Raw genomic sequence first — 19,989 nt, 5'->3', positions numbered from 1 at the left:
AACAAAAAGCAGGCACGACGAAACCACCGACAGGTGGTCTTTGTCTGTGCCTGCCAAAGCACCGCGGTCGACGCCGCGGCAAGAACTACAGGGCGAGGTTAAGAACGGGTTGTCGGCGGCGTCAAGAGTTCGCCAGGAGATTTCCGTGGGTTCCCGAGAGGTTTCCGTGGCTTCCCGGGAGGTTTCCGTGGGTTCCCGGGAGGTTTCCGTGGCTTCCCGAGAGGATTCCGTGGCCTACGGTGCGCTCTCCACCGCAGGGACCGCAGTGCTCCAAGGGGTTCACGAAGAACTGGATGGCCCCTGAAGCCAGGACCTTGGCCATGGCGCGCTTCCACTCGGGCGAGCAGTCCTCCATGGTCTGGGCGAGCTCGAAGTAGCAGAGCCCGGCCTCTCTTTGGTCCTCGACGGCGGCGCAGGGGTCGGGGGCGGCGGTGGCCGCGGTCGCTGCCGCGGCCGGGGTCAGGAAGGCGGCCGCCAGGAGGCCCGTCAGGGCGGTGGCGGCGAGACGACGAGGCATGTGCGACTCCTTGTTCAGGGGGTCCGAGTGCTACGGCTCTTCCCGGTGAAGGGCCATGTCTCGCGGACTCGCTCGGCGGTTCACCGCGATGGCTGCGCCCGCCACCCCGTGTGAGGGCCGGACGGACGGCACGGCATAGTGGACGGCCGCTGGCAGCGGGAGGGCACTCCCGGAGGCGGCAGCACGCAGTCGGCCGGTTTCTGTTATCCGGGCCCTGGCCGCGCGTCTCCTCTTTGTCACAGGAGACAGCCCCCCACACAGAAAGTGGTCACAGCGTGAGCAGCGAACGCCAAGTCGCGATGATCAGGGCAGCGCAGGACGGGAACCAGCAGGCGCAGGACGCGCTCGTGGCGGAGTACCTGCCGCTGGTCTACAACATCGTCGGGCGGGCCATGAACGGCCATGCCGACGTGGACGACGTGGTGCAGGAGACCATGCTCCGCGTGCTCGGCGGCCTGGACGGGCTGCGCGGCCCGGAGAAGTTCCGCAGCTGGCTGGTCGCCATCACCATGAACCAGATACGCGGCCACTGGCGCGAGCGCACCTCCGGTGCGATACCCGCCGGTGGCGGTCTCGTGGACGCGTACGACGTGGTGGATCCGGGCGCGGACTTCGTGGACCTGACCATCGCCCGCCTCGGGCTCTCCGGGCAGCGCAGGGAGACCGCCGAGGCCACCCGCTGGCTGGACGAGGACGACCGGGCGCTCCTTTCGCTGTGGTGGCTGGAGTCCGCGGGCGAGCTGACGCGGGCGGAGGTCGCCGACGCCCTCGAGCTGTCCCCGCAGCACGCGGCGGTGCGGGTGCAGCGGATGAAGGCTCAGTTGGAGACGGCCCGCGTCGTCGTCCGTGCCCTGTCCGCCAACCCGCCGTGCGCGGGCTTGCGGCAGATCACCGCGGGCTGGGACGGTGTGCCCTCCGCGCTGTGGCGCAAGCGTCTGGCCCGGCATGCCCGTGGCTGCTCGGCGTGCGAGGGCCACTGGTCGAACCTGGTGCCCGCCGAGGGTCTCCTCGTGGGCCTTGGCCTGGTGCCTGCGGGGGCCGCGCTCGCGGCCATGGTCGCACCGCCCGACCTCGTCAACGTCGGGTCGGCCGCCTCCCTCCCCTCCTCCGGTCACGGCGGCGGGGCGCCGATCTCCGCACGGGCGCAGGCCCGCCGCGAGCGCGCCCGGCGTCAGCGCCGCACGGCCGGGGTGGCCGCAGCGGTCGTCGCCCTCGTCACGGGCGGCGCGGCGATCCATCTCCTCACCGGTCCGGAGACGGACGAGAGCGCACCGTCCACCGCGGCGGCCCCGGCCTCCCCCACCAGCCCCTCGGCCTCGAAGAGCGCCTCCCCCTCCCCCACGCGCTCCGCGTCCCCCAGCGCGAAGCCCACCCCGAGCAAGACCAAGAAGAAGAAGCCCAAGCCCTCCCCGACCCCCAGCAAGGCGAAGCCCGAGCCGAAGCCGACCCCGAAGCCCGAGAAGCCCGACCCGGCGCCGCCGAAGCCGAGCGGCGCCGCCGAGCAGGTCGTCTCGCTGGTCAACGCCGAGCGCGCCAAGGCGGGGTGCGGCCCGGTCCGCTCCAACGACAAGCTCGCCACCGCGGCCGCCAAGCACTCCCAGGACATGGCCGCCCGCGACTACTTCGACCACACGAGCCCGGACGGCACGGACCCCGGCGACCGGATCACGGCCGCGGGCTACCGCTGGAGCACGTACGGCGAGAACATCGCGCGCGGGCAGCAGACCCCGGCCTCGGTGATGGACTCGTGGATGAACAGCTCGGGGCACCGCGCCAACATCCTCAACTGCGACTTCAAGGAGATGGGCGTGGGCATCCACAACGGGTCGGGCGGCCCGTGGTGGACGCAGGCGTTCGGCACCGCCCTCTGAGGCTCCGCGGCCCCGCCGCCCCGAGGCGGGGCGGCGCGCGATCAGCCGACGTGCTGGCTGTGGAACTGCTCCAGGCGCCGCTGCGCGAGCGTCAGCGTGTCGCGGCGGCGGCCGGGGACCTGGCGGCGCAGAGCGACCAGGGCGGGGCCGAGGGCGCGCACGGCGTCGGGGTCGCGGACCCGGTCCCAGAGGTGATGGGCCCGGTCCACCGCGGCCTCCACGTCCGGGGAGTCGGGGGCCTGACCGGCGGTGAGACGGGCCGAGGCCACCGCGAGCCAGGTCTCGCAGCTGCGCGCCGGATCACCGGCGAACCTGGCCAGGTCCGCGCGGACCTCCATCCAGTGGATGGCCTCCTTCGAGCCAGGGCCGTGCGTGCGCAGCGCGTTCTGTTCCCACGACGCCGCGAGGGCGGCGGCCTCACCGTGCCGCCCGGCTTCGACGGCGGCGGTGATCGCGGCGTGCGGGTCGGCCGGCTCGGCCGGTTGCCGGGCCGATTCCTGGACCGGGGGCTGCGGTTGGTGGGCGTGGTGCGGGCCGGGCACGACGGGCGAGGGCGCGCCGGGGTCGCGGGCCGGCAGCAGGTCCTGGGCGCCGTCCTCGACGCTCTGGGCGGCGGCCTGCTGGTGGAGTGGGAGCAGCGGCGGTCTGTGACCGCTGCGAAGTATCGTCGCGAGCGCCTTCATGTACGAGGGGATCGCGGGCGTACGACGCCGGGCCGGCGGGGCGATGCGGCCGTACAGCGCGACGCCGGGGCCCGCGTCGATGGGGTGCTCGGTGAGGTGCTGCCAGCTCTCCTGGTCGGTGTGCAGGTCGACGAGGAGCGTGGTGGTGCCCGCGGGACGGATCCGCAGCTCCTGCGTGATCCAGTGCCAGGGGAATCCGGTGTACCGCACCGTCGCGGTGGTGGTGCGGGCGAGCGCCACGTGCAACTGCCGCTGGCGCCGGTCGAGATGGACCTGTCCGATCAGGCAGACGGTCAGGGGTCCCTGCGCCATGGCCGCGGCCCGCAGCCGGGTGAGCACGGTCTGCGGGTCCAGCGGGTCCGCGAGTTCCACGATGCTGGCGGTCGGCGTCCCGGCGAGCGTCTCCGGAGGCACCGCCGCGAGGACGGGAAGCACGGAGGCCGCGTCCACGAGACGCCCCTTGCCCACCGGGGCGGCCGCGATGAGCAGCACGGTTCCAGGCATGGTCCCGGTCCCCTCCCTCTCGATCATCACGTCAGCACCGTATCCGCATCTCACGCCCGCCGCGCCAACTGGGCTGCACCCGCTGCCCCATAAGGGATATTTGGGTTGTGCGCCGCCGCGGAACCAAGGGGGCGTGGTCGATTCAAGCACGGCCCGTTCGGTGACCCCCATCGCGGAGATGGTTCCGTGTGGCGGAGACGATGTCGTCGCTCATCCGCTGCGGGACGACGAAGCCTTCTTCCTGGACGATGATCTCCGTGGCCAGGTCGACGATCGTCTGCAGCGCGGCCGGGTATCCGAGTTCGGCGGCCTCCGCGTGGATCAGCCCGGCTCCGCGGACCGGATCGAGGTCACCCGCCACGATGCGGCCCGCCCACCAGCGCGCCACGGTCCAGCGGGCGTCGGCCGGATCCCCTTCGGCGATCGGCACGAGCCCCAGCTCCTCGACGACGAGGTCGAACAGCTCGCGCGCCTCACCGAGTTCGTCGCGCCCGAGCCCGGCAAGCATCGCGAGCGAGGGCGACTCGACGTCGGCCAGCAGGGCATCGAGCCCCAACCGCACGAGTCGCGCCTCCGAGGGCCGCTGCCCGACCACGCGATCTCGTTCGGCGGCGGCGATCCGCAGAAAGCCGACCGCCACGCCCTGGTCCATCCGTCGCCCCACCCATCGACCCGCCTCTTGATCCACGATCCGCCCTCTCCCTCCACCCCGACGACCCCGAGGCCGCGCACCCGCACATCCAGTGTTCTTTCGGGCGGCATCAACTGGCCTCCGCCGCACAGCTGTTCACCGTCACACGGTGGGCGTGACGGTGTTCGCCAGGAGCCTGTCCAGGGCCTTTCGCGTGCGCGTGGTCGCCGCTTCCGGGTCGCCGAAGAGCTGGATCTCCTGATTCAGGGCGAGGTAGAGGCCGCCCAGTTCGTACGCGACCTGGTCGGGGTCGGTCGAGGCGGGCAGGTCACCGGCCTCGACGGCGGTGCGCACCTCCCCGGCCAGACGTCGGCGCCAGACCCTGAACAGCCGGGCCACCGCGTCGCGCAGCGCGCCGTGCCGCGCGTCGAACTCGACGGCAGCGGTGGTGAAGAGGCAGCCGCCGGGAAAGATCTCCCGCTCGGTCTCCAGATACGAGCTCCACGCCTCGCACACCGCCCGCAGCCGGGGCAGCCCCGGCTGTTCGTGCCGCGCCCGCTCCCACACGGTCCGGGAGAAGACCGCCGACGCCCCGTCGAGCGCGGCGAGTTGGAGGGTTTCCTTGGTGCCGAAGTGCCCGAGGATTCCGGCCTTGCTCATGCCGAGGTCCGTGGCGAGGCGGCCGATGGTCAGCCCTTCAAGACCTTCTACGGAGGCGAGGGCGATGGCACGGTCCACGATGCGCTCCCGCGTCCTGCGGGCCTCGGCGACGGACTTACGGGGGCTCATGCGGTCATCGTAACCAACCGCCACCCATTTAGCTTCCGACCGATCGGTTGCTATATTCCGGACGGCTCAGCGACAGCTCAGCCCAGCCGTGTCCCTCTCACCTAGGAGCATCGCCGTGTCCGGATCCCGCATCACCGCCCTGGGCCACTACCAGCCCGCCCGCGTCCTGACCAACGACGACCTGGCGGGCCTGGTGGACACCAGCGACGAGTGGATCCGCCGCAGGACCGGCATCGCCACCCGCCGCATCGCCGCGCCGGACGAGTCGGTGACCGACCTGGCCACCGCCGCCGCGGGCAAGGCCCTGGCCGCCTCCGGACTCCAGCCGTCGGACATCGGCCTGGTCACGGTGGCGACCTGCACCGCGATGGACCGCTGCCCGTCCACCGCCGCGCAGGTCGCAGCCCGCCTCGGCATCCCCTCCGCGGTCGCCTACGACCTCAACAACGGGTGCGCGGGCTTCACCACCGCCCTCGCCGGCGCCGACCACGCCGTACGCGCCGGAGCCGCCCGGCACGCGCTGGTCATCGGCGCCGAGAAGATGTCCGACGTCACCGACTGGTCCGACCGCAGCACCTGCGTCCTGCTCGGCGACGGCGCGGGCGCCGCGGTGGTGAGCGCCGACGAGCAGGCGGGCATCGGCCCGGTGGCCTGGGGCTCGGACCCCACCCGAGGCAACGCCGTGCGCCTGCAGGGCGACTGGCACCCGCACTTCGCCCAGGAAGGCCAGACGGTCTTCCGCTGGGTCACCGCCCACCTGCCCGAGATCGCCCGCGACGCCTGCGCCCGCGCCGGACTCACCCCCGCCGACCTCGCGGGCGTCGTCACCCACCAGGCGAACCTGCGCATCATCGAGGCGGTCGTCCGCCAACTCGGCCTGTCCGAGGACACGGTGATCGCCACGGACGTCGTCGACTCCGGCAACACCTCCGCCGCGTCCGTCCCCCTGGCCCTCTCCAAACTGACGGAACGCCGAGAGGTCCCCGCGGGCGCCCCGGTCCTCCTGCTCGCCTTCGGCGGCGGCCTGTCCTGGGCGGGGCAGGTCGTGGCCTGCCCCTGAGACCTTGTACGCCGGATGGCGCAGTCAGCGTGCGTTCACTCGCGCCGAACGGTCTGCTGGCTGCGATGGGTTACGACATAGACAGCCCGCGCCAGGCGGGCACCACACGACGTGACGCACTGGGCATGGCCGCGGTGCTGCTGGCCGGCGGCGCCCTCTCCATGGGGGCGACCGGGCCACGGGCCGACAGCGGGTCCGACGACTCCTGCACGGCCACCTACGACCCCGAGTTCGAGGCGGCGCTCGCCGACGCCGACGGGGAAATCCCCGAGGACGCGGACCGCGGCATCGCCCCGGTCGGGCCTCCCGGACGATGCGCCCTTCCGCTGCGCAGACGCTATCGGGTCACCACCCGCTACGGCGTACGGGGCAACTGGCTCGCCGGGTACCACACCGGCATCGACCTCGCGGTCCCCAGCGGCACCGCCGTGTACGCGGTGGGCGGCGGAGTCGTGGTGCTGGCCCGCTGGTCGGGCGCGTACGGCAACGCCGTGACCATCCGCATGCCGGACGGACACTTCGTGGTGTACGCGCACCTCTCCCGCATCGGCGTCCGCAAGGGCGCCCGCGTCCACACCGGGGCCTGGCTGGGCAGCAGCGGCGCCACGGGACGTGCCACCGGGCCCCATCTCCACCTGGAGATACGGGCCCGGCGCCACTACGGATCGGACGTCAATCCCGTCCGCTACCTGGCTCGGCGGGGCGCCCGCCTCTGGTGAGACCGGGGTACGGGGCGCTCAGCCCGCGTGCAGAACCCGGAAGCGATCAGGCTCCGCCGGATCCCGGTCGACGACCTGGATGGGCGGCCAGGCCCACTGCCACACGCCGATGCCCGGCGTACGCGAGAACTGGATCTCCCCGCGGGTGCCTTCGACCGCGACGCGCGGCCAGAACTCGGCGATGCGTGGCCGGTCCGTGCCGTGGGCGCGCAGCGCTTCGGCGAGGACGGCGACGGTGTCGTACCCCTCGAAGCCGACGAAGGAGGGCACCTGGCCAAGCCGCTCGCGCAGGGCCTTCTCGACTCGCGCCCCGAGCGGGGTGAGGCGCTCGGGCCGATAGCGCAGGAACGGGACCCCCGCCCCGTCGTCCCCCAGCAACGCCGCCCACTCGGCGAACTCCGGTTGCCCGGCAGGAGCACCGATCAGGACGTCGGCGAGGCGCTGGTCACGGCGGACCGCCCGGACGATCGGCACGGCCGGATCCGGGAAGCCGACCAGGAGCAGGAGGGCCGTCGCGCGATGGGCGACGAGTTCTTCCGCCACGGCCGTGGCGCTGGACGCACCCATGTCGAGTTCGATGACGGTGCCGCCGCGTGGAGTGAGGTAGTCCCGCAGAATGCGGGTCCCTGTCGCCCAGTAGACGCTCGGCTGTGCGGCCACGGCGACACGGTTGTGCCCCGCGCCGAGGAGGAAGTCCGCGTACAGCTGCCAGCCGCGGGACTGAGCCGGGGCGAGGCGCGCGACCCATTCCGTCGGATGCGCGGTGAGCGCGTCGATAACGGCCGACGAGCAGAGGTACGGCAGCCCGAGGGCATCGGCCCTGGCGGCGGCGGCGCGTGCGACGACGCTGTGATACTCCCCCACCACAGCAGCCACACCCAGCTCGGCCAGTTCGCCCACAGCCGCCGCGGCCTTCTCGGGGTCGGCCGCGGTGTCCCGGACGACCAGTTCGAGCGGCCTTCCGCCGATCCCGCCGCCGTCGTCGACGTCCCGAACGGCCAACTCGAGCCCGGCGAGCAGATGCTGACCGGCCTCGACCCAGCCGGGGCGGCTCAGCGGGACGAGAGCGCCGATCCGGACGGGTGCCGCGCCAGGCCGCTCCGCGCCGGCTTCCGATGGTGACGTACTCATACGTGGGCGTCTCCCGTGTACCGATTCCATGCCGGGCGCACCTGGCCGATCATGCCGGACATTGCATCGGCCGCCCCGCCGTCAAGCAACCGAATATCCGGCTCAGTTGGCGGCGGCGAGCAGCCAGGCCAGGACGCAGAGGCCGAAGGTGACCGGCGCCACCACGAACAGGGACAGCAGCGGCACGAACCCGATGAATCCCTCGCGGACCTTCCGGCCTGCCTTGAGGCGGCCATGCGGCCGGGTCACTTCCGCCTGCAGGTCGAGACGTTCGGCGGCGCGGTCCGACACCACCACTCCCGCGCCCTGCGGCCTCGCGAGCAGCGCGCGGCGGACCAGCCCGTCGACGGTGTCCTTGCCGCCCGCCAGGTTGTTCAGGATGAGCCGCACGCCGTGCGCGTCGGTCAGGATCAGCCGGTCGTCGGTCCGGGTCTGGCCCGGCACTTCGAGCCGACCGACCTTGGTGAGCCGGGAGAGGTCGACGGTGCGCCGTCCAGTGAGGGTGCGGGCGGAGAGCAGGTCACCCTCGTGCAAACGCGCGTGCCACCCCATGGGGGCGTAGGCCGCCACGAGACAGCTCACAAACGGTGAGAACAGGTTGAGGAAGAGAAACCCCTCGCCCACCGCGTCGGCCCGGACGAGTACCACCGGGACCGCGAACGTCAGGACGGGCGTCATCAGGGCGACGATGTCGCTGACGAGCCGAGCGACGCGCCCCTGCCCGGACTCGACCCTGACAGCGCCCTCGGTCGAGTCCGAGCCCGAGTCGGAGCCGGAGCCCGCGTCGGAGCCGAAGCCGGAGCCGGAGTTCGCGGTGTTCGTACGAGAGTTGATGGTCACGGCCGTGACGCTGTCCCCTAGATCTCCCTCTTCCCCACCCGCACCCACGCGGCGAACTCCTCGATGCCGTCGATGACCGCCTCGAAACGGAAGGAGTGGAAGAGGTCGAAGGCGTGGTGTCCGCCCGGGAGTTCGGCGTACACGACCGGCGAGGTGGAGACGGAGCTCAGGGCGGTGACGAGGGCCTTCGGGTTCTCGGTGTCCACCAGCTCGTCCAGGTCGCCGTGCGCGACGAGGAACGGTGGCGCGTCCGCCCGGACGAGGTTCACCGGGGAGGTCGCCGGGTCCTCGTCGAAGTACGCCCCGAGCCAGCCGTTGAGCACGATGGCGGCGGTCACCGAGGTGTCCGCCTCCTCGAACCCGGGCTGATGGGCGGGTTCGTTGGGGGTGAGGGCGGCGAGCGCCGCCATGTGGCCGCCGGCGGAGCTCCCCGACACGAACACGGCCGCCGCGGGGTCCGCCCCGTACTCCTTGGCGTGCTCGCGCACCCAGGCGATGACCTTCTTCGCGTCGATCAGATGGTCGGGGTGCGAAAAGGCAGGGCTTAGACGGTAGTTGGCGCTGACGCAGACCCAGCCGCGGCTCGCGAGGCGGTACAGCAGGGGCAGCGACTGGGTGTTCTTCCGGCCTTGGTCGTAGTGGCCGCCATGGAAGTGGATCAGCACGGGGCCGCCCTCGGGGCGCGAGCGGTGGTGGTACACGTCGAGGAGGTTGCGGCGGCCCGCGTCCCCGTAGCTGAGGTTGCCCACCCGCCTGACGTCACGACGGCGGCGGAACATGGGCCTGAGCAGAATGCGCGCCAGCGGCGGGCGGCGGCGCGCGCCCGTACCGACGCCGAGCGCCTCGTCCAGGGCGAGCCCGACCACGGACGCCGTCCGCATCCCGCGCCGGGCGACCACCACGAGCCCGACGACCGAGGCCGCGGCCAGACCGACGGCCACCCGGTCGGCGACCGTGGCGATGTCACCCTCCACGAAAGCCAGCGCCGTCGACGCCACCAGCGCGTAGATGACGACGAACGGCATCTCGTTGAAGACCAGACCGAGCCGGTAGCTGAAGTAGAAGAGCGGCTTCGGCCCACGGATCCGAACCAGGCAGAACACCACGATCAGCGCGGCCAGCACCACGGTCGCCAGATAGCCCACAGCCACCGGAACCACTCCCCCTCGACATCCGACTCGACATCCGACTCGACGCCTCATCCGAACTACCCCATCTGTGGTACCACGGATGGGGTAGTTTGAATACGTGAATCAGGAAAGACGGGATCGACTGGGCGACGCGGCCATCGACGTACTGGCGGAATCCGGCAGCCGGGGCCTGACGCACCGGGCCGTCGACGCCGTCGCGGATGTGCCACTGGGCACCACCAAGAACTACTTCCCCACCAGGGACGCGCTGTTGCGAGCCGGCACGGAGCGCATCATCGAGCTGTACAAGGCGATCCCCAGACCCACGCCCGTCGACCGGGAGGGCCTGACCACCCTGCTGCGCACGCTCCTGGAGCACGTCGTGGGGCCCGGCCGCGTGCGGGTGCTCGCTCTGCTGGAGTTGCAGCGCGAGGCGACGCGAACCCCGTGGCTCGCGGAGCCACTCGACGCCTTCGCGGCCGCCGACTTCGCATACTTCGAGCACGCCCAGCGCAGCGCGGGCCTGCCCGTGACCCCGCAACGCGCCGCCACCGTCACGCTGGCCCTGCATGCCGCGCTCCCCCACCTGGTGGCCGCAGGTCCCGCCACCCAGGCGGCCGCCGGACTCGACGACCTCGACGGCTTCGTCAACGGCCTTCTGGACACGGTGTACGGGGCGGCCGCCCAGCTCGCGACCTGAACAGCCGTCAGATCCCGATGAAGGTCACCGTTTCGGCCATGCCGGCCCGCCCGGTGCGCAGTCGTGGCGCACCGCCGTTCTCGAAACCGACCGAGACACCACAGATGAGAACAAGCCCGTCATCGGCCCCGACGGCCCGGCTCACCGTCCTGCGATACATGGTCCACATGACCTGAGGACAGCTGTGCAGCCCTTCCGCCCTCAACAGCAGCATGACCGTCTGCAGGTACATCCCCGCGTCGGCCCACTGCCCGGGGCCCATCGTCCGGTCCACGTAGCAGAACAGCACGACCGGCGCCCCGAACGCCCCCGTGTTCAAGGCAGCGATCTTCATGGGCCTGTCGGGGTCGTCACGCTCGATCCCCAAGGCCGCGTACCGCTGAGCGGCCGCGGCGGAGAACCGGTCCAGATACGGCGACATCAGCTCTGCCGGGTACATCGGATACTCCCGGTCGTCACCCGGGTCGCCCGCCAGTGCCCTGGCCGTCGCACGCCTCTTCAACTCGGCCAAGGGCTCGCCGCTCACGACGTACAGCCGCCACGGCTGGAGGTTCCCGCTCGACGGAGCCCGCGCTGCCGCGGTCAGCACTCGCTCAAGTACCTCGTGGGGTACCGGCTCATCACTGAAGGCACGTACGGCCCGGCGACTGTCCACGGCCTCATACACATCCACGCCCCCGCGCCCCCTCGCTCGACCGGTCCCGACTACCGTATGCAGCGGTCGATATCGAGCATCACGAGGGGAGAGGCGTTCATGGGGGAATTGGACGGCAGGACCGCACTGGTGACGGGTGGCTCGCGCGGGATCGGGCGCGCGGTCGCCCTGCGGCTCGCCGCCGAAGGGGCGCTGGTCGCGGTCCACTACGGCGGCAACGACGCGGCCGGCAAGGAGACCGTGGAGCGGATCACCGAGACCGGCGGCCGGGCGTTCACGGTGCGGGCCCGGTTCGGCGAGAGCGGTGCGGTGGACCGGCTGTTCGAGGGGCTCACGACCGGGCTGGCCGACCACGGCGCGGACGGCCTGGACATCCTGGTCAACAACGCGGGTATCCACTCGGCCAGTTCGATCGGGCAGCTCACCGAGGAGGAGTTCGAGCGACTGCTGGCGATCAACGTGAGTACGCCCGTCTTCGTGGTCCAGCGGGCTCTGCCACTGCTGCGGGACGGCGGACGGATCATCAACATGGGCTCGGCGGCCACCCGGATCGCCAACTCCCTCCAGATCGGCTACACCCTCACCAAGGCGGCGCTGGCCGCGCTCAGCCCGTCGCTCGCCAACGAACTGGGCCGGCGTGGGATCACCGTGAACACGGTCGAACCCGGGGTGGTGCTGACCGACATGATCGCCCACTACGCCGAGGTTCCCGAAGCGGTGGCGGGACTTGAGTCGATCACCGCGCTCGGACGGATCGGCGAGCCGGAGGACGTCGCGGACGTGGTGGGCTTCCTGGCGGGCCCGCAGGGGCGCTGGGTGACCGGACAGACCATCGACGTCTCCGGCGGCACCTACCTCGGGCCGATCGCCACCGGTTGAGACCGCAGTCGAGCCCAAAGGAGCGGCGCTCAGCGCCGGTCGGGTCGCCCGTCGCGCGGTGCATCGGAAGACATGCTCCCGCGCGACGGGCGTCCCAGCGCCCTGTGCGGCGAACGCGTCAGCGTTTGAGCATGAAGGTGAAGTCGCCGGAGAGCTTGCCGCTCAGCTTGACTGCCGAGACGAGCTTCCCCTCCCCGATCAGTCTCTCGACCTCGGCCCGCGGCAGACCGAACCCTTCAGCGATCAGCCGCACCGGCCGGACAGGTATCCGCGCCGCGAAGCGCACCGAGACGTCGATCACCTCGTCGTCCAGGTGATCCGATCCGCCGGTGTCGAGGCGCCAGGCCCCGTCCCAGTCGAGGGCGATGCGGTTGCGGCGCCGCAGAACCGGGTCCTGGAGCAACTCGGCTGCCAGGGACGGGTCGTTGTCATGCATCCGGTCCAGCAGCTCGGGCCGTACGGAGCGCACATTCATCCGCTCGAAGACCGTGAGCTTCGCCGTGTCCCCGCAAGCGGCGCAGAGCACCAGGAGCCAGGCGTCGATGCGCTTGTGGTTGGCGTTGACGCGAAACTTGCCGTTCGCCCGGAAGCGCCCGGACGCGCACGTGTGGCATCGACGGAGAACGGCAGGCAGGCAGGTGGGAGCGACCACCCAGTTGTTGAGCACAGATGTACACCGGTTCCAGTGAGAAGTCCGCAGCAAAAAGCAGCGCGGCGCATGAGCGCGACGCGCGACGGTTCAGCGCTTGGGAGGTCTCACAGGGTGTACAACGGCACGTCCTTGCCTGGACGACTTGGGTCGGCAGCACGGTAACGGGAGCCGGCGGCGCCGTTCCACTGGTTTTCGAGCGCCGACGGCCCGCTGCGGTACGAGCGTTACGTGCCGCGGCATACGGAGGTCACGGCGGGCAAGCCCATCGGGCGGCCGCCCCGGAACCCGGACGTCGTCGCCCGACTTCCCGGACGCGGGCGCCCGGTGAACTCCCTGGCCACCGGCTTCGCGTCGATCGGCGACGTCCCCGGCACGGCCGCTCGGTCAGTCGGCCCGCAGGCTGAAGGGCGGGTAACTGTCGGTGAGCAGACCGACGTAGGCCTGCACGCGCAGGTTGTAGCGGTACACGCCCACGACGAAGTCGCGGATCCCCAGCGGATATTCGCCGGTGATGAGCACGGCGAAGAAGCCGCCGATCACGGCAGCCGTCGCTGCGATGCTCAGCAGGAACAGCACCAGGTAGTGCGGAACGGCGAGCAGCCACTTGATCAGGGGCTGCCACCGCGACATCCGCTCGGGGTAGGCGAACGTGACGACGGTGCGCGGATCGAGACCGTCGTCACCGGAGGCGGACTGGAAGTCGAAGGGCGGGTAATCCTCACGCAGGAACAGCGCGTAACTCGCGACGCGCCACTCGTAGCGGAAGGTCATGGCGATCGCGTCGAAGAGCGGACGCGGGATGCGCCGGGTGAACAGCACGGTGAAGAAGGCGATGAAGGTCAGCACCTCGCGCAACAGGCTGAGCACGTAGGCGATCAGCAGTTGCGGAACCGCGAGAAGCCACTGTACGAGCGGCCGCCAGCGGGCTATGCGACGCGTGCCCTTGAGTTCGAGTTGAGTGGGGTAGGGAGCGGCCAGTGTCATGGTGCCCTCCTCAGGACGGCACTGCATGGATGAGCGCGGCGACTGCGCGCCGCCGCATGCGTGACCCGCAGGCGACCTGCTCCCCGGTACGGGCCCTTCGGTCTGCGCTGCTCGGACACCGTCATCGGCCCGTTACAACGTAAGCTTACTTTGTAAGTCGTACGCTTACACCGTAAGCATGTCAAGGCACAGGACCGGAGGACGCGGATGAGCCGCCCTGAGCCCGCACCCCGCCCCCCGCTGACCAGGGATCGTGTGCTGCGGACCGCCATCGCCCTCGCCGACGCGAGCGGGATCGACTCGCTCACCATGCGCAAGCTCGGCGTGGAACTCGGCGTCGAGGCAATGTCGTTGTACCGCCATGTGGCGAACAAGGTCGACCTGCTCGACGGCATGATCGACACCGTTTTCGCCGAGATCGACCTTCCGGCCGACGAGGCGGACTGGCGGACGGCCATGCGCCACCGGGCCGTCTCGGCCCGCACGGTCATGTCGCGCCACCCCTGGGCGACGGGCCTCATGGAGTCGCGGGCCACCCCCGGGCCCGCCACTCTGCGCCACCACGACAGCGTGATCGCAACACTCCGAGGGGCGGGATTCTCGACCGAGTTGACCGCCCACGTGGTGTCCGTCCTGGACAGCTACATCTACGGATTCTCGCTCCAGGAGGCGACCGCCGAGCACCTCCTCCAGCCGGACTACGACCGCGGCAACGAGTTCCTGTTCGGTCTCGACCTGATCCTCGACGGCCTCGAACGGGCCCGCCACGGAGCCTGATCCCGCAGGCTCCACCGACCACGAGAAGCGGAACCTGACGAAGCGCCGCTACGGCGCTCCAGTTCGTCGACCACGGCGACCGCCAAGTCCTCGGCGCTGATACGCGATCGGCAGTCCTGCGACGCCCGGCGGCAGGCCCCGGCGTTCGACGAGGACGAGTCCGACGCCGAGGCCCGCGACACCGCCGGGGAGTCCCTCGGCTTCTACCCGAGCCCGGCGACGCGAGCGCCGCTCGACGTCCTGGGTGTGGCGTCGGGCCCCGTCCTCCGCGGCCGGCCCGCCGGACAGAAGACGAACAGCGAGCAGCCGGTCGTCGTCTGTGGGACGTGCGAGGAGCCCGCGGGTGCGTGGATGAACGAACCTGCCGGGTAGTCGCGTTCGCCGTCGTTGAAGACTCCGGAGATCACATAGACCTCCTCCGGGCCGGGCTCGTGCACGTCGACGCCCTCCCAGTGGGAGTGCGGATCCATTTCGAGTACGTGGGCGTGCGCGCCGTTCTCGCCCCGCCACAGGGTGCGCAGGCGGATGCCGGGAAAGAGGTCGCGGGTGGGGGCGTCCCGCACGGCCGACCGGACGTAGCCGGCCGAGGTGTTCTGTTCTGTCGTCATGGCACCAGCCTCTCCGGTCGCGGACACCCCGCCGAGTGTCAGGAAAGTCATGCCGGGGTACTTTTCTGCCATGCCCGCTTCCGCCCCGCACCGTGTCGTCACCCTCGTCCACGCACCGCAGTCGACCTTCGAACTCGCCTGCGCGGCGGAGGTGTTCGGGATCGAGCGGCGCGGGCTCGCGACGCGGTACGGGTTCGGTGTGTGCGCGGAGCGCCCCGGCCCCGTCCCGACGCGCGCCGGGTACGACATGGTCGTGACCGACGGCCTCGACGCGCTCGACCGGGCCGACACCGTGATCATCCCCGGGTGGCAGCCCACCGAAGAGACCCCCTCCCCCGCCGTGCTCCGTGCCCTGCGGCGCGCGCACGGCCGCGGGGCGCGGATGCTCAGCATCTGTTCGGGCGCCTTCGCGCTCGCGCACGCGGGGCTTCTCGACGGGCGGCGCGCGACCACGCACTGGGCGCTCGCGGACCAACTGGCCGAGCGCTTCCCTGCCGTGCGGGTCGATCCCGATGTGCTGTACGTCGATCACGGCGACGTCGCCACCAGCGCGGGCTCCGGCGCGGGCGTGGACCTCTGTCTGCACGTGGTGCGCGCCGACCAGGGCGCCGCGTACGCCGCGCACGTCGCACGGAACATGGTGATGCCGCCTCATCGCGAGGGCGGCCAGCTCCAGTACGCGGCGCCCGCGCACCCCACCCAGGTCGACGGCTCGCTCGCGCCCCTCCTCGCCTGGGCTTCGGAGCACCTCGACGAGCCGATAGGCATCGAGGACTTGGCCGCTCACGTGGGCATATCGGGGCGCACCCTGGCCCGCCGCTTCACCGACCAGCTGGGCGTCAGCCCCGGTCAGTGGCTGCTCTCCCAACGAATAGGCGCGGCCCGGGAGTTGCTGGAGTCCACCGACCTCCCCCTGGATGCCGTGGCCCGGCGCGCCGGGCTCTCCTCGGCCACCAATCTGCGCAGGCGTTTCCTGCGCGCCCTCGGGACGACACCGGGCGGCTACCGCCGGGCGTTCCACGCGGCACCGCGAGAACTGCCTCAATCATAACTACGCTGCGTAGTCATCGAGTTGATGTCCGATCAGTTCTACATCTCGGTCAATCTTACTGCCGAACGAGGGTACGAACGGCGCTGAGCGGGAACAATGGACATACGAACTCGGTGCCGCCCAGGACCCCGGTGGCGTCCGGCGCCGGTCATTGCACGCCGCGCCACCGCCATTTGATTACTCTCTGTGAAGGAGACGGGACACTGCTGGACTGGGATACGGGCACCGCCGACTTCACCTTCGGCCTGCGTCACCGCGTGGTGAACGGCACTGATGTCCTTGCGTTCTGGGGTGAACTCGATGCCTGGGCCGACCAGGAGCTCGCCCCCCGTGTAACGGCACTCCTGGACCGCGTCGGCCTGCAGGTCGTCGCGGATCTGCGAATGGTGACCTTCATGGATGCCGGCGGGCTGCGACTGCTGGTCCGGATCCGCCGACAAGTGATCAGGAACGAGGGCAGCTTGTGGCTCGTCCCCGGCAGTGCGCGCAACTGGCGTCTGCTGCGCATCACTTCACTCGACCGGGCCTTCACGGTCCCGGCCTGCGCACCGACCCCCTGCGTGCGGACGGGCACCACGAGCGGATACAGCTGACACGACGGCATGAGGCGCCTCCCTGGGGGCACTTGGGAGCCATGCGTCTTCCTGCGGTGACGATGACAGCGCGTGGAAAGAACCGGGCCCGGCGGGCGGCGAAGGGGCGAGGAATCGCCGCGGTGGCGCGCGCGGGGTTCGTCGGCCGCGGGGTGCTGTACCTCCTCATCGGCGCGCTCGCGCTGCAGATCGCCTTCCACGACGGCGGCGGCGAACAAGCCGACCGCGGCGGCGCGCTGGCGGAGATCGCGGAACGGCCCTTCGGCGGCGTACTGCTGTGGCTGCTCGGCGCCGCGCTCGCCGGGATGGCACTGTGGCGGCTGTCCGAAGTCTTCTTCGGACAGGCGGGACCGGACGGCGGCTCCGCGGGCAAGCGGGCCCTGGCGGGGGCGCGTTGTCTCTTCTACGGCTTCGTGTCGTACTCCGTCCTGGCGTTCGCGGCGGGCGACCAGGGCAGCGGCAGCGGAGCGAGCGACCGGCAGACGAAGGACGTGACGGCCAAGGTCCTCGACTGGCCGGCCGGGCAGTGGATCGTCGCCGCCGCGGGCGCCGGTGTGCTCGGGGCGGGGCTCTGGATCGCCGGGCGCGCGCTGCTGCGCAAGTTCCGCGAGCGGCTGCGCCTGGCCGAGATGCCACGGCGGGCGCGTCAGGGCGCCGACGTCCTCGGCGTCACCGGCGGCACGGCCAGAGGCGTCGTGTTCGCCGTGGCCGGGGGCTTCGCCGTCTCCGCGGCACTGCAGCACGAGCCCGGCGAGGCCAAGGGCATCGACAACACCCTGCGGTCCTTCGCCGACACCGTCGCCGGGCCCTGGTTGCTCGCGCTGATCGCCCTCGGCCTCGGCGCGTTCGGGCTCTTCTCCTGGGTGAACGCGCGGTGGCGCAGGCTCTGACGAGCGGTCGCCTCAGACCGGCGCCCGGAACACGAACCGTACGTCCGTCCGCTCCTCCGACACCTCCCACAGCCGGCGCCCCGTCTCCTCGTCGGCCGCGGCGGGCGACAGCTCCACCCGCTTCGGCCCGCCCCGCAGCTCCGCCATGCCGTCCGGGCCGATGAACTCGCCGCCCCGCACGCCCGGATCGGTCGCCGCGTACAGCTGCGACTGCGCGCCGGCGTCGGCGCTCTGGGCGAACAGCGGGTTGCCGATGCGGCCGAAGACCACGCGCCACAGGCCGATCGGACCGTTCAGCTGCAGATTGGTCGCGGTGTAGCCGGGATGGGCGAGCACGCTGCGCACACCGCTGCCCGCCTCGGTCAGGCGGCGGTGGAGCTCGTGTCCGAAGACGGCGTTGGCGAGCTTGGACTGGTTGTAGAAGGTCATGGCCTTGTAGCCGCGCTCACCGTCGAGGTCGTCGAAGAAGAGACGCCCCTGGCGGTGGTTGACCGAACTCACCGTCACCACACGGGAGTCGAGCCCCGCGCTCAGCAGGTCGAGCAGCAGGCCGGTGAGCGCGAAGTGGCCCAAGTGGTTGGCGGCGAACTGCAGCTCGTGCCCCTGCGCGCTGAGCGAGCGGGGCGGCGCCATCACCCCGGCGTTGTTGATGAGCACATCCAGGCGGGCGTGGTCGGCGCACACCCCGTCGGCGAAGGCACGGACCGACGCGAGGTCGGCGAGGTCGATCCTGCGCACCTCCAGGCGCGCGTCCGGCTGCTCGGCGGTGATGCCGGCGACCGCCCTGCGACCCTTCTCCTCGTCGCGCACCGCGAGGATCACGAGGCCGCCCCGCCGGGCGAGCGCGCGGGTGGTCGCCAGACCCAGGCCGCTGTTGGCCCCGGTGACGACGAACACCCGGTCGGTCTGGTCCGGAATCTGATCGGTGGTCCAGTGCTGCTGCGTCATGTGGCACACACTGCACCTGATGGCACTCAGTGTCAATGCGATACCGAGTGCCATGGAGGGCATCGCGTGAAGGAGTGGCATGTACGATGGCCGGGTGAGTTCCCGCCCAGAAGTGACCATGGCCGAGCGCAAGCGTCGTCTCGTATCGGACGAACTGACCGAGTCCGCGCTGCAGTTGCTGGCGTCGAAGGGGTTCGACGCGGTCACCATCGACGAGATCGTGACCACCGCCGGCGTCTCCCGGCGCACGTTCTTCCGGTACTTCGCGTCCAAGGAGGACGTGGTCGTCCAGTTCCTGGCCGACATGGGCACCGGCATGCGCGCGGAGCTCGCGGACCGCCCCGCCCAGGAGCGTCCTTCGACGGCGCTGCTGCACGCCGTCCGTGTCCCGCTCGCCGCCTGCTCCGGTCACCACTCCGACCGGGCCCTGCGCGTGGTCCAGCTGATCCTGCGCACGCCCGCCCTGCTCGCCCGCTTCCTGGAGCGGCAGGCGCAGTGGCGGGCCGATCTGACCGAGGAGCTGGGCAGCCGCCTGGGGCTCGCCCCTGCCGCGGAGCTGTACCCGCGGCTGGCCGCGGGTATGGCGCTCAACGCCTTCGACGCCGTGCTGCAGCGCTGGAGCGACAGCGACGGCGCCGAGGACCCGGCCGACCTCCTCGACCGGGCCTTCGAAGTGATCTCCCCGGCGCTGGACGCGGTCGAGGCGCGGTAGAGGCCGCTCACACCCCTGGGTCAGCAGGCGTACCAGCCGCTCCAGCCGCTGGAGTAGGAGTTGCACCAGTACTTGTGCGAGGCGTTGGCGTTGACCACCTTCACGGTCGGCCGGTTGCCGGAGTAGAAGGCGTCCACGACGTTGGTGGCCGTGCCGCCCATGCTCTTCCACCCGCCCGAGGACGCCGAGATCCGGTACACCTTGTAGTTGGTGCCGATGACGAACGTCTCGGAGTGCCCCGCCGCCCAGCGAATGTCCAGAACATCGCTGGAGCAGGTCTTGTAACCGGTGTGGCCGAAGCGCGTGATCGCGCATCCGGCGCGGGTCTCCTCCTGCCTCTCCCCCCTGCCTCTCCCCCTGCGCCTCCCCCTGCGCCTTCGCCGATGCCTGAGCACCGCTCGGCGCCGCCGTGGCCGTGCCGACCAGCACCGCTGCCGTGGCCAACCCCGTGGCCGCCGTGGTGGTGAGGAACTTCCTGAGCACCGCATACTCCTTCCCTGGAACGGTCGTCGACACGGTGCCCGCCCCCGTACGGGCACCGCACGGCCCACTGTTTCCGGCCGACTGTGGCCAAACCTTGGACAGACCTTGAATCACCAGGTCAGGGTGGCCCTGGCGACAGGAGGTCCGGGCGGTGGCGGCTCAGTTCACGGTGCTCGGTGACA

22 protein-coding genes and 1 pseudogene are annotated in these 19,989 nt (G+C 71.2%); 10 read left to right on the top strand and 13 right to left on the bottom strand.

The window, feature by feature from the left end; genetic code table 11:
* Positions 1-121: 121 nt before the first annotated feature.
* The gene (locus AB0B50_RS28030) at positions 122-517 is read right to left on the bottom strand and encodes a hypothetical protein (RefSeq protein WP_362337634.1); all 396 of its coding nucleotides are present in this window, start codon (positions 515-517) and stop codon (positions 122-124) included.
* Positions 518-816: 299 nt separating this feature from the next.
* On the opposite strand from AB0B50_RS28030, the gene AB0B50_RS28025 reads away from it, so the two are divergent.
* Positions 817-2,388, top strand: a complete 1,572-nt coding sequence (locus tag AB0B50_RS28025) for a sigma-70 family RNA polymerase sigma factor (RefSeq protein ID WP_362337806.1) — start codon at positions 817-819, stop codon at positions 2,386-2,388.
* 41 nt (positions 2,389-2,429) lie between these two features.
* On the opposite strand, the gene AB0B50_RS28020 is transcribed toward AB0B50_RS28025, so the two are convergent.
* From AB0B50_RS28020 to AB0B50_RS28010, 3 genes are all read right to left on the bottom strand, one after another.
* The gene (locus AB0B50_RS28020; protein ID WP_362337631.1) at positions 2,430-3,575 is read right to left on the bottom strand and encodes a hypothetical protein; all 1,146 of its coding nucleotides are present in this window, start codon (positions 3,573-3,575) and stop codon (positions 2,430-2,432) included.
* A 142-nt stretch (positions 3,576-3,717) separates the two neighbouring features.
* Positions 3,718-4,263, bottom strand: coding sequence for a hypothetical protein (locus tag AB0B50_RS28015; protein ID WP_362337628.1), 546 nt, complete (start codon positions 4,261-4,263; stop codon positions 3,718-3,720).
* A 105-nt stretch (positions 4,264-4,368) separates the two neighbouring features.
* Entirely contained in the window at positions 4,369-4,995 is a 627-nt protein-coding gene (locus AB0B50_RS28010) for a TetR/AcrR family transcriptional regulator (RefSeq protein WP_362337625.1), read from the bottom strand.
* A gap of 115 nt (positions 4,996-5,110) precedes the next feature.
* On the opposite strand from AB0B50_RS28010, the gene AB0B50_RS28005 reads away from it, so the two are divergent.
* Both AB0B50_RS28005 and AB0B50_RS28000 read left to right on the top strand, forming a co-directional pair.
* Positions 5,111-6,055, top strand: coding sequence for a beta-ketoacyl-ACP synthase III (locus AB0B50_RS28005; protein ID WP_362337622.1), 945 nt, complete (start codon positions 5,111-5,113; stop codon positions 6,053-6,055).
* 65 nt (positions 6,056-6,120) lie between these two features.
* The gene (locus tag AB0B50_RS28000) at positions 6,121-6,774 is read left to right on the top strand and encodes a M23 family metallopeptidase (protein WP_362337620.1); all 654 of its coding nucleotides are present in this window, start codon (positions 6,121-6,123) and stop codon (positions 6,772-6,774) included.
* An 18-nt stretch (positions 6,775-6,792) separates the two neighbouring features.
* Here the strand turns inward: AB0B50_RS28000 and AB0B50_RS27995 are convergent, their stop codons facing one another.
* From AB0B50_RS27995 to AB0B50_RS27985, 3 genes are all read right to left on the bottom strand, one after another.
* Positions 6,793-7,905, bottom strand: a complete 1,113-nt coding sequence (locus tag AB0B50_RS27995; RefSeq protein WP_362337617.1) for an ABC transporter substrate-binding protein — start codon at positions 7,903-7,905, stop codon at positions 6,793-6,795.
* A gap of 102 nt (positions 7,906-8,007) precedes the next feature.
* Positions 8,008-8,745, bottom strand: coding sequence for a hypothetical protein (locus AB0B50_RS27990; protein WP_362337614.1), 738 nt, complete (start codon positions 8,743-8,745; stop codon positions 8,008-8,010).
* 17 nt (positions 8,746-8,762) lie between these two features.
* Positions 8,763-9,896, bottom strand: a complete 1,134-nt coding sequence (locus AB0B50_RS27985) for an alpha/beta hydrolase (RefSeq protein ID WP_362337611.1) — start codon at positions 9,894-9,896, stop codon at positions 8,763-8,765.
* 97 nt (positions 9,897-9,993) lie between these two features.
* Between AB0B50_RS27985 and AB0B50_RS27980 the strand changes: the two genes are divergently transcribed.
* Positions 9,994-10,575: a TetR/AcrR family transcriptional regulator gene (locus AB0B50_RS27980; protein WP_362337608.1), complete on the top strand. Its 582-nt coding sequence runs from the start codon at positions 9,994-9,996 to the stop codon at positions 10,573-10,575.
* 7 nt (positions 10,576-10,582) lie between these two features.
* Here the strand turns inward: AB0B50_RS27980 and AB0B50_RS27975 are convergent, their stop codons facing one another.
* The gene (locus tag AB0B50_RS27975; protein WP_362337605.1) at positions 10,583-11,248 is read right to left on the bottom strand and encodes a nitroreductase; all 666 of its coding nucleotides are present in this window, start codon (positions 11,246-11,248) and stop codon (positions 10,583-10,585) included.
* Positions 11,249-11,329: 81 nt separating this feature from the next.
* Between AB0B50_RS27975 and AB0B50_RS27970 the strand changes: the two genes are divergently transcribed.
* The gene (locus AB0B50_RS27970) at positions 11,330-12,109 is read left to right on the top strand and encodes an SDR family oxidoreductase (protein ID WP_362337602.1); all 780 of its coding nucleotides are present in this window, start codon (positions 11,330-11,332) and stop codon (positions 12,107-12,109) included.
* Between the two features lie 118 nt (positions 12,110-12,227).
* On the opposite strand, the gene AB0B50_RS27965 is transcribed toward AB0B50_RS27970, so the two are convergent.
* Both AB0B50_RS27965 and AB0B50_RS27960 read right to left on the bottom strand, forming a co-directional pair.
* Positions 12,228-12,776 carry a DUF1062 domain-containing protein gene (locus AB0B50_RS27965; RefSeq protein ID WP_362337599.1) on the bottom strand — a complete coding sequence of 183 codons (549 nt, stop codon included), beginning with the start codon at positions 12,774-12,776 and terminating at the stop codon, positions 12,228-12,230.
* Between the two features lie 369 nt (positions 12,777-13,145).
* Entirely contained in the window at positions 13,146-13,745 is a 600-nt protein-coding gene (locus AB0B50_RS27960) for a DUF4389 domain-containing protein (RefSeq protein WP_362337596.1), read from the bottom strand.
* A 207-nt stretch (positions 13,746-13,952) separates the two neighbouring features.
* Here AB0B50_RS27960 and AB0B50_RS27955 point away from each other — a divergent pair, with 207 nt between their 5' ends.
* Positions 13,953-14,522, top strand: coding sequence for a TetR/AcrR family transcriptional regulator C-terminal domain-containing protein (locus AB0B50_RS27955; protein ID WP_362337593.1), 570 nt, complete (start codon positions 13,953-13,955; stop codon positions 14,520-14,522).
* Between the two features lie 275 nt (positions 14,523-14,797).
* Here the strand turns inward: AB0B50_RS27955 and AB0B50_RS27950 are convergent.
* Positions 14,798-15,130, bottom strand: a pseudogene (locus tag AB0B50_RS27950) (cupin domain-containing protein); the annotation flags it as partial.
* 70 nt (positions 15,131-15,200) lie between these two features.
* On the opposite strand from AB0B50_RS27950, the gene AB0B50_RS27945 reads away from it, so the two are divergent.
* The 3 genes from AB0B50_RS27945 (at position 15,201) to AB0B50_RS27935 (ending at position 17,664) form a co-directional block, all read left to right on the top strand.
* A complete protein-coding gene (locus AB0B50_RS27945; protein ID WP_362337590.1) occupies positions 15,201-16,181 on the top strand; it encodes a helix-turn-helix domain-containing protein in 981 nt (326 codons plus the stop codon).
* Between the two features lie 131 nt (positions 16,182-16,312).
* Positions 16,313-16,774, top strand: a complete 462-nt coding sequence (locus AB0B50_RS27940) for an STAS domain-containing protein (RefSeq protein WP_362337587.1) — start codon at positions 16,313-16,315, stop codon at positions 16,772-16,774.
* 62 nt (positions 16,775-16,836) lie between these two features.
* Positions 16,837-17,664 (top strand): DUF1206 domain-containing protein, encoded by an 828-nt coding sequence (locus tag AB0B50_RS27935; RefSeq protein WP_362337584.1) that lies wholly within the window; start codon positions 16,837-16,839, stop codon positions 17,662-17,664.
* 12 nt (positions 17,665-17,676) lie between these two features.
* Here AB0B50_RS27935 and AB0B50_RS27930 read toward each other — a convergent pair whose 3' ends face one another.
* Positions 17,677-18,612, bottom strand: a complete 936-nt coding sequence (locus tag AB0B50_RS27930) for an oxidoreductase (protein WP_362337581.1) — start codon at positions 18,610-18,612, stop codon at positions 17,677-17,679.
* 79 nt (positions 18,613-18,691) lie between these two features.
* Here AB0B50_RS27930 and AB0B50_RS27925 point away from each other — a divergent pair, with 79 nt between their 5' ends.
* Entirely contained in the window at positions 18,692-19,324 is a 633-nt protein-coding gene (locus AB0B50_RS27925; protein WP_362337578.1) for a TetR family transcriptional regulator, read from the top strand.
* Positions 19,325-19,344: 20 nt separating this feature from the next.
* Here the strand turns inward: AB0B50_RS27925 and AB0B50_RS27920 are convergent, their stop codons facing one another.
* Positions 19,345-19,719, bottom strand: coding sequence for a hypothetical protein (locus AB0B50_RS27920; protein ID WP_362337575.1), 375 nt, complete (start codon positions 19,717-19,719; stop codon positions 19,345-19,347).
* Positions 19,720-19,989 lie beyond the last annotated feature (270 nt).

Origin of the sequence: Streptomyces sp. NPDC041068 (genome assembly GCF_040647455.1) — a bacterium.
Taxonomy (GTDB): Bacteria; Actinomycetota; Actinomycetes; order Streptomycetales; family Streptomycetaceae; genus Streptomyces.
This window is presented reverse-complemented; position numbering and strand designations above follow the sequence as displayed.